The organism is Entomoplasma freundtii, assembly GCF_002804205.1.
GTDB lineage: Bacteria > Bacillota_I > Bacilli_A > Mycoplasmatales > Mycoplasmataceae > Williamsoniiplasma > Williamsoniiplasma freundtii.
On record NZ_CP024962.1, the window covers coordinates 746,798 to 763,386 of the forward strand.

The following is a 16,589-nucleotide window of genomic DNA, read 5'->3' on the forward strand; positions in this document are numbered from 1 at the left end:
AATCTGATTAGCCGAAGTAATGAGTTTTTATTTTTGGACTCACAATTGATACCAAGCTTTTCATGATTATTGATGATTTTGTTTAATATTATTTATTTATAATTATTGTTTTTATTTGCTCTTTTTTAAGATTAAGGCCTATTTGATTAGTAATGATTCAGCTTTTAAGAAACAAGCTCCCAAAAATTAACAATAAAATTTATTTAATCGGGTCAAGTGGAAGTTGCAAATTGGCAATAATTCAATCAGCCATTCCTGAAACTGACTCGTAATTTAGATAGGTTTTGCTTTCAGGCCCAGTTTTATTAAATTGACGAATCATTTCTTTGACAAAGGCATCAAGTCCTTTGTCATTTTCGTAATCTAATAATGTTTTAACAATTTTTGAGCCAACATTTTTGTTCGTTGGCTCACCGGTTTTTGGGTCTGTCCAATCAAGATCAGTCGATCAATCATTTTGTGGTGGAGCTACATGACCATCTCAATAATTATTAGTAAGGTCATCTTCTTGCGAACCACTTACCCCTGCTACCCACGGTTTTTCTTTTAGAGAACCATCAGGATTATGGTTGAGACGATTACCTTTTGAACGGTCAATGGCATCTTGAGTTGATTGCTTTAAATTCTTTAACGCACTAGTGATAAAACGTTCTTTATAAGCTGGAAATTGGCTACCTTGATCAGTATCAACTCCAATTAAATAAGGTTTATTTGAATAAGTTAAGGTGTTTAAGATTTGCGGACCAGCAATAGGGAAAATAACATCGGCCTGGTTAATTAATAAGGTTTCATTTAAACCATTAATGCCCCCACCACCTAGTTCAAACGAACCAGTGAAATACATCGGATTGGCATCCTCAATCCCTTTACTTAACCCATCTGCAATTGATTTATTTCTTCCAGCATTGGCTAACTTAATTTCTAGTTTGTCGCCATCGGGATTTGCCTTGCCATTTATTTTGTTGTTTTTATTGAAATAATCTATGGCTACCAAATATCCCCACATATAGTTATTTGTAGCGTTTTTATTTCCAATTCCAGCATAAGTGGCAAATGATAATTGGTGATCATTAAATTGCGATCCTTGGTATTTTCAACCACCATTAGGTTTTTGCACAATTTGCGAGGCCCAAACCGCAGCATCATAACCAGCGGCAAACCCAGCTAATTGTGAAGCAAAAGGAATAGTAATCACGTTACTTGGTCCTTGCATCATTGAGTCAATAAAGATAATAGTTTTATCTTTACCTATTAATTCAGAAGCCTTGGGTACCGAAGTCTCTTGGAGGAAACCAGAAAGGACCATAATATCGGCCCCTTTTAAAATTCCTACTTTATAGGCAGAAACAAAACTATCATAGTCTTTCTTCAAAGGTTGGATGAAATTATTTTTGGCAGATAAACCTCGTTTGTAAAAGTTAAAACCTCCCTGCTCTTTCTCTTTATCCATCGCTCTTCCTGAATAATCAACGATTGCCTCGTAAAGAGCTTGATTAATGGATTTATCGGTGACCGGTGCCGTGTCAGTGATAAGCATAAGGCGTTCTCCAATTTCACCAGGACTATAAGCAGCTTTGATACAAGAGACAACGCTTGTTGCCGCTGCTAATGAAATTGTGAGACCAGTTAATGGTAAAAAAAATTTTTTCACTTCAATTTCCTTTCTATCAACTAAATTGATTACACACAAAAAAAAGCGAAAAACCATAAAAATAGTTTTTCGCGTCGATTAAAAAATGAATCATGAACTGTTTTTCAATTTTGTGACTGGTAAAAAACGGCTCATCTACTTCTAACCCTCTAGTTGCTAGAGAAAATAATAACGATTTTTTAGCGCTTTGTCAAATATCCTATAAAAATATTAAACGATTTTTTGTAAAACGATTTTATTAATATTTTTTCCTTGTTGGTGGAACTTAGTTTCGTATTCTGTCGGAATATTATTTACTAGTAATTCTTGGTTTTGGTAGAGGTCTGTCGTTACTGCTAAAATTTTGAATTTTTGAAAGATTTCAACTTCTGCCAAAGTGAAGGCAAACAATTGGTCATTATCCGTTTTAAACTCCAAAAGACCTCCGGGCTTTAAAATTGTTCAATATTGTTCAAGAAAAGTACGGTAAGTTAACCTTTTTTTTGCATGTTTTGCTTTGGGTCAAGGGTCAGAAAAATTTAGGAAAAGGTGTTCAATACTTTCATCAGGGAATAGTGTTGTCAAATTTTCAGCAAATTGTTCACTAAAGCGTAGATTATCAGGACAAAGGCCATCATTTTCTTGAAGAACTCTTTTCAAAGCCACTCCAACAACGGTCTTCTCTTTTTCTAAACCTAGGTAATTATTGGCCTGATTGTGTTTTGATTGAAGTCACAAAAAATTTCCTTTACCTGAACCAATTTCTAAATAAAGTGGTTGTCTTTTGGGGAAAAGCGCGTTAAAACGATCAACTTTATTTGTTTCTGGTTTAGTAAGTTCATCAAAATTAATTAAACAATTAGCGTTTTCTTGTAAAAAAACTTCAACCCATTGTTTATTACGTAATCTCATAATATCTTTCGATTCCTATTTCTATATAAATTAGTTTTGTCTAGAAGAAAGCTAAACCAAAACCAAATAATAAACTGACAATAATAATGTCTAATAAGGTGGTAATTAGCGGCCCACAAGCCAAAGTCGGGTCAAGTTTCATGGCCTTGGCTAAAATCGGTAATAAGGTGGCTAAAACGTTACCAATAACTAAACCTAGCAATAGAGTAATTGAGGAAACAGCAATTGCTTTTCATAGCGCCAGGCTCTCCACATCGTCAAACTCAACTAAGTAAACCAAAATTAACCGGATAATATTAATCACCACCAAAATTAAGCCAGTTCATAAGGCAACCAAGGTTTCTTTACCAAGAACTTTATAAACATCTTTTTTGTGAACTTTATTAATTGAAATGGCCCGGACCATCACTGTGGAACTTTGTGTAGCCGAAATACCACCAATTCCAGCCAGAATAAGCATCATGGGAGCAAAAAGGACAACAGCAGCAAAGGCTTTGCCATCGGTAACATTGTTAACATTTGGAACATGATAAGCATTTCAAAAAAGAATCACCAGAATTTGGCTAATTGTTCCTAAAACGAGCATCGAGATTAATCAAAGAATCCGTGATTTAAACATTTTTCAAACACTAATATTGAAAAATTCCTCGTCTTTTGGTCGAATCCCAGCTAGTTTGGCAATATCTTCCGTGCTTTCTTCTTCAACTCCATCAAGAACATCATCAACAGTAATAAAACCGACGATTTTCTTTTGGTCATCAAGAACTGGCAAAATACTAATATCGTATTTTTGAAAAATGCTGATTACTTGCTCACGATCCGCTCGCGAATGAACTGTTAGTTGACGAGAGTCCATAATTTCACTTAATTTTGCCGTTGAGGGGGCAAAAAAGATGGTTTTTAATTCTAAACGGCCTTTATAAAAGCCATATTCGTCAACTATGAATAAAGTGTTTACAAATTCAAAATCCTTATGGTTTTCGCGAAGATATTTGATTGTTTTATTAACGGTATCTTTCTCTTTGGCTTGGACAAAGTTAACTGACATCATACCGCCAGCGCTCTCTTCTTCGTGACGAAGAATGTTATTTAATTCGACTCGCCTTTTTGGTGATGTTGCCGCCAAAACTTTCGTTGCTAGACGTGGTGATAACTTATCTAATAAATCCACCAAGTCATCGCTATACATTTTATCAATAAAGGTTTTTAATTCAGGGGCATTTAGGCCGCTAATAACCTTTTTTTGACAGGCATTCGAGAGGTAGGGAATTATTTGTGCTCCATATTGAGGCGTTAATAGCCTAAAAAAATGAATGATTTTAGTGATAGGTAATTCGCATATTGCCTCGGCAATATCAGCCAATTGGACTTTTTTAATCACTTTTTTTACTTCTTGACTATCGCCAGAATCTAATGCATGCAAGATTCGCTGTTGTATTTCGGGAATTTCGAGCATGTTCCTCCTTTTATTTAATTTAATTTTATCAAAAATGAATTCTTTGAATTATGAGTAAAGAAAAACCCTTCATACTGAAGGGTGAGTTAGCAAAATGGTGGAGATGGCGAGAATTGAACTCGCGTCCAAAACAAACCTTCTTGAAACATCTACAGTTTATGTGATTTCCTGATAAAACAATTGACTAAAGTCACCAAAGGGTTAATTGTTTTCCATGGTGGTGCCTCTTAACTAGCGACCATGATAACTAGTTAAGATCTGAACTAGGGTTATACAGTTCCTCATCAAGCCCAGAAAATGAGGTTCCGCGAAATGCTTTTACTTAAGCAGCAAGAGCTACTCCAGCAAATTCTTTATTGAACATGTATGCTGGCACTTCGAATTTTTCTTCTTTTTGTTCTGCGTTTATTTACAGCCTAGAAGTATTATGGTCTACCAAACCACTGCCATTTCAAGTCGAGTCTATCCTGTCGAACCCAGAACATCCCCATGTAATTATTATACCAAAAAACCAACTTAAAGTGGACAATATCATTTTACTAACATTGGCCTTCCGTTCCTTACTTTCGCTACTAATAAAAACTCAGCAAATCAATTAGGATTGTGGAAAACCAAAATAAAAATCACCGTAATGGTGATTTTTATTTTGGTTTTCCTATTTTAAAGATTTTTTAAGTCTTTAGTTAAAGTATCAAGATAGCGAATAACTTCAGCCTTTGTTAAATTACGTAGATTAATATTATTTTTTAATTCGAAATTTTTTGCTTTAGCAATGTGACGAAGAGCAGTTGCATATTTTTGCAAATCTTGACGAGGTTCTAAGATTGTTGCCGATCCATCAAGAGTTGTTCTTTCTTCAATATTAATTTTTGTCAAATTCTCAACTCATTGAGGATTTTGAATCTCATTTTTTTGAATTAAATCTGCGTATTTAGTTTGAAGACTTTCGATTTGTTGATAAACTTTTAGGTCTTCATTTTTAGCTTTGGCCTTAGTTTTAGACTTTGCAGTTTTTGTTACTTTTGTAGTAGTTACCTTTTTAGTAACTTTTTGGGGATTCGGGATTGAGACTGCTTCTGCAAAATCAACCTTGAACTCTTGACTACATTTTGGACAAGTAGCTAACATGTTTTTTGTAACCATAACTACTGGATTTAAAATTGGCACTTTATGTTCATGAGTTGGAGAAAAACTTTCCCCAACGCTTTCAACCATTGTTGGTGAAGTTTCTGCTTTCATTGGCATTCCTTCAATGGTGGCCACATTTTCTGTTGGAGTGATGGCGACTACGCCTGAATTAGTCTCTGCGCCAATTCCAACTTCGGCCATGGCTCCAGCTCTAACTGCAACCTTAACTTGAGGTTTGGGTGCTGACCTTTGGATGGCTAAAATTTCAATCATACGCGGTTTAATGGCTTCTTGTTCACCACCATAAACAACTTGCACGTTAGTGCCTTTTACTAACGCCCCAGTCGCTCCCCCTAAAGCAATAATTTTATCTTTTTGTACTTTAGATGAGTCTTTCACATCAACACGTAAACGCGACGCACAAGCATCAACATTGGTAATGTTATCTTCACTACCAAGGAAATCGATGATTTTAGCTGCTTTTTCGTATTTAGCAATTTCAGCTGGGTTTTTTGATGAGGTATAGGCTTGACCGTCTTGGTCACTAGTTAAGACATATTCACCTTGACCAGGTCCATGATTCTTACCTTTATAATCCGCTTTAGTGAATAATTTGGTTTCACCATCGGTTTTGCCTTCTTCCCGACCAGGAACCATGACTTTTCCATAACGCACAGCGAAATAGAATCCTGTAAAGTAGAGTACCGACATACCTAAGGCAATAAATAAAACCCCAAAGACTGATAATCAAGTCATGGCATTTGACCCAAAGAATGGAATTAAGCCAAAGACAATATAGTCAATAAATCCACCAGAAACCGTCATTGAAACGTGCGTTTGTAAGAATCCGGCTAGCATGAAGGAAATGGCTGCTAATGGCATATGTACACCGTAGAATAATCATGGTGCTAAGAATAAGAAAGTATATTCAATAGGTTCAGTAATTCCTGTTAAGAAACAAGTGAAGGCAGCTGATAAATAGATACCCATTACTGAACGACGGTTTTGTTTAGGAACATTTAATCACATTGCTAATGAGGCTAATGGTAGGCCTAACAACATAAATCCAAATTTTCCTGATTGGAAACGACCAAGGTTCATTCCTAAATGTTCTAACATTGTAAAGTTAATAATGTTTAGGTTCGCAATAACCTTATACATCATTGTTTGGTCACCTTGAGCTTCTCAAAGGTCTGAAACTTTTGAGATGTTCGCAACAATTGATCTAAATTTGTCAATGTTTGTTTCCCCAGTAACAATAACATTAGGGAAAGCTTTCATATATTCAGATATTCAGCGAGCTAAATCTCATTTTCCGCCGATGACCGAATTTCCAAATGTTAGGGCGTCGTTAACAGCTCATTTTTCTTGAACAGAAGTTAGCACTTCTGAAATTGAACCTCCCGCATTAGTCCATCATAATGGTGCATAAAATACGTGATGCAATCCAAACGGTACTAATGAACGTTCAACAATTTCATAAATCAATGAATCTAAACCACCTGGTAAAGTACCAGAGAGGGTCCCGAATTTAGCCAAACCAATTCCAATTCATGGTCAAACAAAAATGAAAATGAATGATAAAGGAATAACTAAAAAGAAAGTAATAATAGGGACTAGTTTAGTTCCTGAAAAGAAAGAAATGGCAGATGGCAATTGAGTTTTGTGGAACTTATTATAAGCTCAAGCGGAAATAGCTCCCACAAAAATAGCGGCTAAAACTCCTGTATTCAAGGAAGAAACACCGATGTTCGAAGTAATCAACCCGTTAGGAATATTCTTAACTCAAAGTAGCTCAAAGAAGTTTTTTCCAGCTGCATCAAGTTTGAAGCCATTCAAATCTACTCTAGTAGCACTATCAATTAGCGCTCTATCAACTACTTGGCCTTTAGTTAAACCTGCTAAGTAATAGTAACTTCAAGAAACGTTAACATCTAAACTTGACGATTCTAATAAGTTAGCATAAGTTCATTCTCCATTAACGAAAGCTGCGGCTAAATTTGGAGTGCCGACCGCTTGGTTATGAAGTAGAGCTGCCTGGATTCCGTTCATAACTAGGAACCCGACGACAGCGGTAATTGCAGCTACTCCAGCATCCTTTGTGAACGCCAAAGCAGTTGAAATGGCAAAGAGGATTGGTAAGTTACCAAAAGCAACGTCACCCATTTTGTTTAAAACGTTTCCAAAATACCAAACTCCAGAACCAGAAACAGCATTAGAAGTAATGGCTGCTCCCACTCCTAAAAAGACTCCGGCAATTGGTAATAGGGCAATTGGTAACAAAAAGGCTTTACTTAATTTAGAAAATACGGCCATTATCTTTGAACCAACACTTTCTCCTTGCTGAGAAGGCGAGTGTTTGGTAGCAAGTGGATTCTTGGCAGTTTTCTCTTTATGAAAATTCATAGAATCTCCTTATCCTAAATGTCTTGGAGGTTGTGATTTATATTAGTAAACTGGTTTTAAAATAGGTTGCCAAAAAAGAATTTGACGAAAGTAAAAACCATTAGTCTTATCATCAAATCTCAAACTAAATTAAATCATCATCGCTAAACCAGTAATAGCCATGACAACAAAAAAGAGAACCAAAAATAAGGGAAAATTTTTTTTGATAAACCCTCACCAACTTGATTCATGGTGATATTGTTTCAGAGTATTTCTACGGTTCCTACGTTTAAAAAATCACATTAAAAAACTAGTTAAAATACCCAGAATTAAACCGGTAATTAAAAGGCTTAAACCTACAATAAAATTTTCCTGAGTTGCAAGCATAACCGAATTCCCGAAAAATAACAAAAAACCACCCTCCGCGTTAAACATTATATATCATTTTATCAAAAGTGCTAGCAACCAAATTTAATTTTTTTGTGTAGTTTAGTCACTTTTTCTCAAGATTTTTATCACTTTTTAGTGGACATAGAAGATAAAATTGAATATTTTTCACTGTTTGGTTAGTATTTTGTAAATATTTTGTAATTGGGGTTTCATGATTTTCGTTTCAATCGTGGTTCAAAGTTTCTTCTCACCAATGACAAGCCTCTTCCAAATTGGGGGCCGCAAAAGTTAAAAAAGGTAGAAAAGAATCTTCGTTTTCTCACTGATCGCCAACAACTATTACTGCTAATCCTGACTGGAACTTTTGGTTACTTTCTCCCGGGATTAGTCGAATTTTTGAAGTTTTGAAATAGGTTTTTCAATCATGATTACGTTGACGATAACTTCACCGTCAAGAGGCAATGAAACCGTAACTAGCAATAGCTACAGCCATTAAAAAGCCTAAGATAACAAGAATCCAAATTCATCAACTCATAATTTTATTCATCCTTTGCTCTTAACCATAGCCAATAACCGGGTCAATAGCAAACCATTAACTAGGAAAGTCTAATATTTATTATGCTTCTGACGGCGATCAAGGTCTCTTTTTTTGATAGTTTCACGTTTATCGTAGAGTTTCTTTCCCCGTCCTAAGCCAATTTCAAGTTTGGCTAAATTATTCTTTAGATAAAGTCTTAGGGGAATGATGGCCAATTGGTCTTGTTGGCTATCTTTTTCTAAACGTTTAATTTCGTTTTTATGAAGTAGTAATTTTCTTGGACGAACTTCATCTAAACCCGAAATATGGTGGGCATATTCATAGTTTTTGATATGTAGATTATGAACAAAGGCTTCACCGTGACGAATCAAAATGAAAGCTTCGCCAATTGAAACCTCTTTGGCTCTAATTGCTTTGATTTCTGGTCCATTAAGAACTAGACCTGCTTCATAAGTTTCTAAAATTTCGTAATTAAAAAAGGCTTTTTTATTTCGAGCAATTACTAATTCGCCGCTCATTTTTATTTCTCCTAAACTAGCACAAAATCAATCGTGCGTTTTTGTGGATCGACCGCCTCTACCCGAATTTTCACTGCTTGGCCCATTCGGTAAAAAGTATTATTATCTTTAGTTAGAGTTTGCGTTTTATCATCATAAGTAACCCCACTACCGAGTGTTGAAATATGGACAAGACCTTCCACCATATTTTCCAATTGGACAAAGAAACCAAATTTTAAGGCAACAGCAATAACCCCATCGTAAATTTGGCCAACTTTATCTTGCATAAATTCGACCATGCAGACTTTGACAACTTCTCGTTCACAATCCACAGAGTTGATTTCTGTCTCATTAACAATTAAAGAAGCTTTTTTAATAAAATCGGTATTCTGACGTTGTAAAGCTTCGCTTGTGTCACCATTCAAAATATACTCTCTCAAGAAACGGTGGACCATTAAATCTGGATACCGGCGAATTGGCGAAGTAAAATGTGTATAACATTTTGAAGCTAAACCAAAATGGCCAATATTTTCCAAAGCATATTCTGCTTTATCTAAATGTCGTAATAATGAAAGGTTCAAAAGTTCCTTTTCAATTGGGTTAGCAATTTGGTGGTCAATCATTTGTAAAGCTTTGTTGAGGTTGCGAGGATCAGTCATTTCTTTGTTAGTTAATTTGATATTAATACCAAACGTTTTAAGACTTGCATATCATTCACTCAATGATTCCACACTTGGTTTCCCATGATCACGGTAGATGAATGGTAATTCTTGTTCGTGAACTAATTCGGCCACCGCCTCGTTAGCACTAACCATGAACTGTTCAATTAATTGTTCAGAAGGTCCTGATTGACGGGCTTTAATAGCTACGACGTTAGAATCTTTATCCATGACAATTTTAGGTTCACGGATTTCCAAGTTTAACATCCCTTTAGCTTCACGTTGTTTTAAAAGTTTTAAATAAAGTTCGTGAGCTACATCAAGCATTTTGGCTACTTCGGGAGCCTTGTCTCATTTTTGTTCTTGGAAGTATTTATTGCATTCATCATAGTTCAACCGTGCATGCGAAATCATAATGGTTTCAAAAACGCGTTTGTTGACCATATCACCCATGCTATCAAAAATCATTTCGCAAGCCATTGCAAATTTTTCGGTATTAGGATTTAACGAACAAAGGTCATCACTCAAAATTTTAGGTAACATTGGAATGACCATGTTGGCTAGGTAAGTTGAATTTCCACGGCGTAAGGCTTCGCGGTCTAAAGGAGATTTCGGTAAAACATAATGCGAAACATCGGCAATCGCCACAATCAATTTATAGCCATCTTTATAGCGTTCCACATAAATGGCATCATCAAGGTCTTTTGAATCAAGACCATCAATTGTCACAAGTCCTTTGTCCATGATTGAAGTTGTTAAACGACGTTCAAATTCAGCCTTTTCTTCGCGAGGATGGATGTTAACATTTTGGGCATTTCTTAAAGTGTTAGGCATAAATTCAATCGGCAAATCAAATTCTTCTGCAATTGATAGGATTCGATCTGCCGCTTTAGTTGCATTACCAATATTTTTCTTCAAACGAATAAACATTTTGCGGTCTTGAATGTTGATGATTTTAGCTTTGTAAAGATCATGTTCCTTTAGCACCAAATCATTTTTATTCAAAATGACCATTCGGAAATTATTGAATGAAATATCTGTTGGAATAAAATCTAAAAAACGGCCATCATATGAACGGCGAATTTCACCAATTAAAAATTCTTTATCACGGTGAGCGATTTCAATGATTTCAGCACGATCACGACCGTCATCTTCAAAGCTAACTTTATAAACTACTTCATCCCCTTTGATAGCTCCGTTCATTGCTGTTGGGGGCACAAAATAACTATCACGTTCAGGATTACGAACATCGCTAACAAAGCCAAAACCTTTTTGGTGCATTTTTAGTAAACCGCAGTGAAAACCTTCCTCAGTTAAAAGGTAAACATTACCTTGAGCCGTTAGACAAAGGGTTTGGTTATCGACTAATGGTTTTAGTTCTTTATTAAGTTCATTTAAATCATCCGCTTCCACTAAGCGCCCCAATTCCGTTAATGGTAATTGATTATGATTTAGCTTTAAAGTCGCGATGACATCCATTTTCATAATTTCTTCCGTTCTTCCAATCTAAAAAAAACACTATTTTAAAATAGTGTTTGTCAAAATACAAATGATGATTGTGGCTACAAAAAAAGCAATTCCTAATGAGAGCATTCAAATTGAGAAGGTACGATCAGCTCCCCGCTCTTTGGAATTGGAAAATAATTCCTCGTTTCCGCCGTTTAAAGCACTTAGGCCTGTTTGTGATTTTTTGTTTTGTAGTAAACCAATAATAATCATCCCAACAGAAACGACCATCATAATTATTTCAAAAATAAAAATAATGCGATTACCAGTGGCATTTGATGTTTTGTCACTAGCTAATAAAGTCATTACAAAATCCTTCATGATGCTCCTTTCTTCATTTCTTATAATATGTAATTATACATTATTAATAAAATGAAAACCACGTGTCCTCTCCCCGTGGTTTTCATTGGTTTTAAAGTTAAGAACGATTTATTTTTTAAATAAATCTTCAATTTCAATATTCAAACCATGGGCAATTTTTTCAATTGCTTGTAAAGAAATATTTCTTGTGCCACGTTCTGTATCAGAAATATAGTTCCGATGTAAACCCGAACGGAAACTTAATTCTTCTTGGGTGATATGTTGTTGCTGACGGTGCTCTTTCATATTTCTTGATAAAATGGTGATAATTTCTAATTTTTCGTCCTGTTTCATAAATTTTTTATGATGCTCCTTTAATGATAGTTAGCAAATTTTAAAATTTGCCTAAACAAATTACTGATACCAGATTTAGTAATATTATAACCACTTTTTTGCATCTTTTGGCTAAGTTCCTGATAGGAAGCATCAGGGTATTTAACTCGCAATTGAGCTAGTGATTGTGCTTTTTCTGATAAAGATTCCAATTTATCCTGTGACTTTAAAAGTTTAATTGCCTTGATTTGCCCTTCGCTTGCCGCAATCGTTCTAGTTTGGTTGGAAATATCGATGTTTTGGATTCGGTTAATATTATTAACCATGTCTCGAGAAATGCGAATATTTTCAAATTTAAGAACACTTTGTGGAGCATCAAGAAATTTAATAAAGTCAGAAACCATGGCTGACTTTTTAAGGTAACTTATGAAGCGCTCATTTTTCCGTGAAAGGATTTTAAACACAAAGTCGTAAGTAACCATTAATTTATTAAACTGATCCGCTTCTGCTAAACTTTTAAACTGAATTTCTAAGTGATAATTAGAAGTTTCAGGAGAATTAACTGAACCAGCTCCAATAAAGAGTCCAGCTACATAAGCTCGCAAAATATTGACATCGCTTACTCATTCACAAGGTAAAGGAGTTAACTCAGTTTCTAAAGGGTTGATAGCTAACTTCGTAAAAAAATCTTCTAAATTTCCCTTTAACGTTAATTGAAAAGTTTTATTTTTTTTTAAAGATTTTTTTTGGATAATAGCAATTTCCAAAGATCCCTGAAAAAACTCTTTGGTAAAGATTATTAAAGTTCGGGCCACGCGATTCGAAATTGTTGTTAACCGCAAGGATTCCCCCTTTTGGTTATAAACTAGTTCACCATTTGCCTTAACTAAACCAGAAAGCAACGCCCGTTTTTGAGTTTGACTAAATGAGTGCGTAAGAATTTCTTCCTTGACTTCTAAGGCAAAAGACATTTTTTTCTTAATCCTCCAACCAATTACAAACTATTTATTTAGTTCGCGTTTTTGCATTTTTTCTAGGGCTTTTTGCGCTTTGTTAGATTTTGGTTGAATAACCTTGGTGGCCTTAAGTTGATCACTTTCATGACCACCTTCGTTCATATTGGTTACAAAATAAGGTTTTTCATAAACCCATCCTTCGCGACGAGTTAACTGCGGAATTACGATTTGAGTTAAGACCATCCCAATAAGACCGATAAAGGCTGATACCCCAATTAAGGCTAGTGAAAGTGGTTTATCATACATGATAAATAAATGATCATCTGGACGACTTAATTCCAAAACAAAACGGACTAAATTTCAACCAAAAAAGTAAGCACTTGCTTCACAACCAGCTTTTGTTATTCAATAGCCATGAGGGTTATTAGCATTAATTAAATGACGACCACGTTCTCAACGACCATCATCTTCATAGTTATTATTTTTGTAAACTTGATAGTTATTAACAGCTAAACTATCGACATCATTTATAAAAGCCTTTGCCCAAATTGATGAAGTTCGTCAAGATTTTTGATATTTAGTTGGCTCTACTTTTCAGGGTTTTGGTCCAAATCATTTACCAATATTCGGGATTAAAAAAGTAACCAACAGTCAAACTGCTAACAAAGCTAAAGATTCAATCAAAAAGATTGGTAACATTTGACAAACAGCTCCCGGCTCTAAGTGAATACCGTTAATTCATGTTTCTGGACCATCGTAGACCGCCGAAGTATTCTTTCAAATTCAACCCAAAGGACTATTTGCCCAAGGATCAGGAATCCCTAAACTATTAAAATCAATGAAACCTCATTGGTTTTTGCCAAAAGAATTGGTATGTCCAAGTAGACGAATCGGTGCTCCAACTAATTCATGGTTAAAGAAATTTCCTCAACGACCAACTACTTGTCCAAGCAAGATATTTGGGATAATCGCATCCATATAAGTTCAAAGAGAAACTTTAGTTTTACGACCAATGATGCCAAATACGACTAGGCCCATGATTAAACCAGCATAAACACCACCGTGAATCGACATACCAGCTTCTCAGAAGGCAAATAAGCCCCAAAAACCAACTCCACCAGCATTTTCGCCAGGGCCATTAGCATTTAGCTTTCCAAAAACACTCGCCCCAAATAGCGAAACAGGGACAATAAAAAGCACTCCTCAAATGAGTGAATCAAAACTTAAGTCACGTTTACGGAATTTATAAAACGAATAAAGGATTGCCAAAATCATACCTAAAGTCATTGTGAAGGCATAAACATGGAATCCTCCATAATCGCCATGAATCCCCGGGGTGCCGGTAAATGTCCAGTTGTCCCCTTCTTTTCAATTGATCATGCTTCCATCCTTTTACTTTGATCACTCTTTAATTTGAATGAATCACTAAGTCATTTAATTATACCGCAAAGATGTCTATTTCTAGTTGAGGGCTTGAATGTACTCCACTGCCATTTGACCAGCAAGTGCTCCATCGCCAGTAGCAATCGCAATTTGGCGTAATGGAACAGCGCGAACATCGCCAGCCACAAAAAGTCCAGGTACAGAAGTTTCCAGTTTATCATCAAAAGCTTCGACATAACCCAAACTATTAGTGATTTTAAAATCGCTTACAATTTTGGTCAATGGTGTCGCCCCAATATAAGGAAAAAGGGCGCTAACTTGAATTTCCCGGGTTGCGTTAGTTTGATTATTATAAAGGATTAAACCTTCAACACGATCAGTACCTAAAACCTTTTTAACTTCAGTGTTCATTAAAAACTTAACACCCTTTTTTTCTTCCAAACGACGAACCGATTCATTATCAGCACGGAAATGTGATTTACGGACAATGACATAAAGTTTTTTAACTAATTTTGATAAATATAAGCCTTCAGTAATTGCTGAATAGCCACCACCAACAATCGCCACAGTTTTATCCTTGTAAAAGGCCCCATCACAAATCGCGCAATAAGAAACACCTTTACCATAAAGCTCTTCTTCACCAGGAATACCTAATTTATTTTCCTTAGTTCCTGACGCTAGAATTACCGCTTTAGAAAGAATGATTTCCCCGTTGGTTAAATGGTTTTCAAAAATTAATTCTTCAGTTTTACAAATATGTTGGACTTCGTTAAATTTGAATTCTGCCCCCAAAGTAACGGTTTGCTCATACATTTTCATTGCTAAATCAGGTCCATCGATTCGTTCGCATCCTGGATAATTTTCAATGGTGCCGGTTTTAATCATCTTTCCACCTGGCGCTTCTTTTTCCACAACCAAGACCTTCATATTGGCACGAGCTGCATAAATGGCTGCCGTTAGGCCAGCCGGTCCACCACCAACAACCAATAAATCATAAAGATTCTCATTAATAGGATTTTTCATATAGTCAACCGACCTCTCTATAGCGATAAGGAGCAATCAATTGTGCTACGAACAACAAACAAATTGCAAATGTCAAAATTAATGATAACAAAATAAAGTCAATAATAGGTTGCTCTGGAATCATTAGTTCGGTTCCCAAACGTTGGGTTTCCAAGATAATTCTTAAAATTAAGTAACCAATTAAATAACAACTAGTTTGAACTCCACAACGGATTGTTAAGTAACGATGAGGATTATTTGCTTGTTCCAAGTCGCGTCCATTAGGGTTACCTTTTAATAAATAAACTCATTGTTGTTTTTTATGGTTTCAACCGAGTTTACAATTTTCTTTCAACCGCATTTTTTTGGGTTTTCGTTGGTTAGCTAACTTGGCTTTTTTATATTGCGTTTCTAATTTCGCTAACGTTTGCTCGTGGCGGAGCTGCAGTTCTTCAAAATGGCGTGTTTCTACTTCTTCTAGTGACTGTCAATAATAGGCTTTTTGTCAGGCTTTGGTTAAACTTAAACGTAAATTTGGTTCAAGTTGTGGTGACCTTTGTTGACTATTTTTAAAGGCTTTGGTTTTAGTAAAAGTTTGTTGGCGATACTTAATTGGTAATAAAGTTTTTTGTCCAATAATTTCTGTTTTTGGTAAATATTTATACTTTTTATTAAACCAACCCGGATAAGCTTTGGGTTCCAAGTCTCAAGGTTTAGTCTGACTAAACCAATAACCAATTTTAGGAATAATAAGGGTAATTAAAAACCATAAAATAAGGCAACCGATGCCTTCAATTAAAAAGAGCGGAGCACGATATTCAATTGGTGAACTTAAGACATCAAAAAGACTTTGCCCTTTAAAGATGCCAGAGGTAGCAATAATCGTTGTTAAATCTAAATCGCCATCTTGAAAACGGGCAGCTCAATTACCAGGCAAGTCGAAACCTGTAAGGTTCGGAAAATAAAAAAGTTCATCACGAATAAAATTAGGAAGCCAACGCAACGAGTCGTAGCTCACTATTTGTCCTAAAATTTCATGATTATAAAAGTTACCCCAACGTCCCAACATTTGTCCAAGGAGTAAATTAGGAATAATACAGTCTGCATAAACTCATATAGAAATTAATGTAGTTTTTGAACGTCGATAAAACCAAACAAAACCTACAAGGCTTCCTAAGAGAAGCCCTCCAAACAACGACATTCCTGGTTCCCAAAAGAAAAAGATATGGTACCAAACCATTCCTGGTAAAAAAATCTTCCCAAAGATTGAGGCTCCCAAGGCTCCTGCAGGCACGACTAAAACCGTTGCGATTTCAAATTCTCGCAACGGAATGCCTTTCATTTTTAATTTAATGATTGAAGCAATGATTACCAACAAAATTCCCGAAAACATAAAAATGGGGTAAGCTGGCATTATCCCAAACATCAAACGGGCATTTGATGGATCACCATGTTGGTTGATTCAATCTAAGTAACTGCTAAATGTCATCCTAATTAGATACCTTTATTATTTA

General features: G+C 35.5%; 14 protein-coding genes and 1 other RNA gene. All 15 read right to left on the minus strand.

Annotated features, from left to right (window positions below):
- Nucleotides 1–199 precede the first annotated feature (199 nt).
- Nucleotides 200–1,651 (minus strand): type 1 periplasmic-binding domain-containing protein, encoded by a 1,452-nt coding sequence (locus EFREU_RS03290; RefSeq protein WP_100609722.1) that lies wholly within the window; start codon nucleotides 1,649–1,651, stop codon nucleotides 200–202.
- A gap of 210 nt (nucleotides 1,652–1,861) precedes the next feature.
- Nucleotides 1,862–2,542, minus strand: coding sequence for a tRNA (guanosine(46)-N7)-methyltransferase TrmB (trmB, locus tag EFREU_RS03295; RefSeq protein ID WP_100609723.1), 681 nt, complete (start codon nucleotides 2,540–2,542; stop codon nucleotides 1,862–1,864).
- Between the two features lie 40 nt (nucleotides 2,543–2,582).
- A complete protein-coding gene (gene mgtE / locus EFREU_RS03300) occupies nucleotides 2,583–3,998 on the minus strand; it encodes a magnesium transporter (RefSeq protein ID WP_100609724.1) in 1,416 nt (471 codons plus the stop codon).
- Between the two features lie 95 nt (nucleotides 3,999–4,093).
- Nucleotides 4,094–4,487, minus strand: a transfer-messenger RNA (tmRNA) gene (ssrA, locus tag EFREU_RS03305).
- A gap of 171 nt (nucleotides 4,488–4,658) precedes the next feature.
- Complete coding sequence (locus tag EFREU_RS03310) at nucleotides 4,659–7,442, minus strand: PTS transporter subunit EIIC (RefSeq protein WP_100609831.1); 2,784 nt, start codon at nucleotides 7,440–7,442, stop codon at nucleotides 4,659–4,661.
- Between the two features lie 219 nt (nucleotides 7,443–7,661).
- Entirely contained in the window at nucleotides 7,662–7,898 is a 237-nt protein-coding gene (locus tag EFREU_RS03315; protein ID WP_134163645.1) for a cytochrome c oxidase subunit II, read from the minus strand.
- A 40-nt stretch (nucleotides 7,899–7,938) separates the two neighbouring features.
- On the minus strand, nucleotides 7,939–8,448 hold the full coding sequence (locus EFREU_RS03320; protein WP_100609728.1) for a hypothetical protein: 510 nt from the start codon (nucleotides 8,446–8,448) through the stop codon (nucleotides 7,939–7,941).
- A gap of 59 nt (nucleotides 8,449–8,507) precedes the next feature.
- The gene (smpB, locus tag EFREU_RS03325) at nucleotides 8,508–8,957 is read right to left on the minus strand and encodes an SsrA-binding protein SmpB (protein WP_100609730.1); all 450 of its coding nucleotides are present in this window, start codon (nucleotides 8,955–8,957) and stop codon (nucleotides 8,508–8,510) included.
- Between the two features lie 11 nt (nucleotides 8,958–8,968).
- Nucleotides 8,969–11,080: a ribonuclease R gene (gene rnr / locus EFREU_RS03330; RefSeq protein ID WP_100609731.1), complete on the minus strand. Its 2,112-nt coding sequence runs from the start codon at nucleotides 11,078–11,080 to the stop codon at nucleotides 8,969–8,971.
- 33 nt (nucleotides 11,081–11,113) lie between these two features.
- On the minus strand, nucleotides 11,114–11,422 hold the full coding sequence (gene secG, locus EFREU_RS03335) for a preprotein translocase subunit SecG (RefSeq protein ID WP_232673612.1): 309 nt from the start codon (nucleotides 11,420–11,422) through the stop codon (nucleotides 11,114–11,116).
- Nucleotides 11,423–11,530: 108 nt separating this feature from the next.
- On the minus strand, nucleotides 11,531–11,755 hold the full coding sequence (locus EFREU_RS03340; RefSeq protein WP_100609733.1) for a helix-turn-helix domain-containing protein: 225 nt from the start codon (nucleotides 11,753–11,755) through the stop codon (nucleotides 11,531–11,533).
- 20 nt (nucleotides 11,756–11,775) lie between these two features.
- Complete coding sequence (gene whiA, locus EFREU_RS03345; RefSeq protein ID WP_100609735.1) at nucleotides 11,776–12,705, minus strand: DNA-binding protein WhiA; 930 nt, start codon at nucleotides 12,703–12,705, stop codon at nucleotides 11,776–11,778.
- A 30-nt stretch (nucleotides 12,706–12,735) separates the two neighbouring features.
- Entirely contained in the window at nucleotides 12,736–14,070 is a 1,335-nt protein-coding gene (locus EFREU_RS03350) for a prolipoprotein diacylglyceryl transferase (RefSeq protein WP_100609737.1), read from the minus strand.
- Between the two features lie 81 nt (nucleotides 14,071–14,151).
- Nucleotides 14,152–15,096, minus strand: coding sequence for an NAD(P)/FAD-dependent oxidoreductase (locus tag EFREU_RS03355; RefSeq protein ID WP_100609739.1), 945 nt, complete (start codon nucleotides 15,094–15,096; stop codon nucleotides 14,152–14,154).
- Nucleotides 15,080–16,564 carry a prolipoprotein diacylglyceryl transferase family protein gene (locus EFREU_RS03360; RefSeq protein WP_100609741.1) on the minus strand — a complete coding sequence of 495 codons (1,485 nt, stop codon included), beginning with the start codon at nucleotides 16,562–16,564 and terminating at the stop codon, nucleotides 15,080–15,082. The genes EFREU_RS03355 and EFREU_RS03360 overlap by 17 nt, the downstream gene beginning before the upstream one ends.
- Between the last annotated feature and the right edge of the window lie 25 nt (nucleotides 16,565–16,589).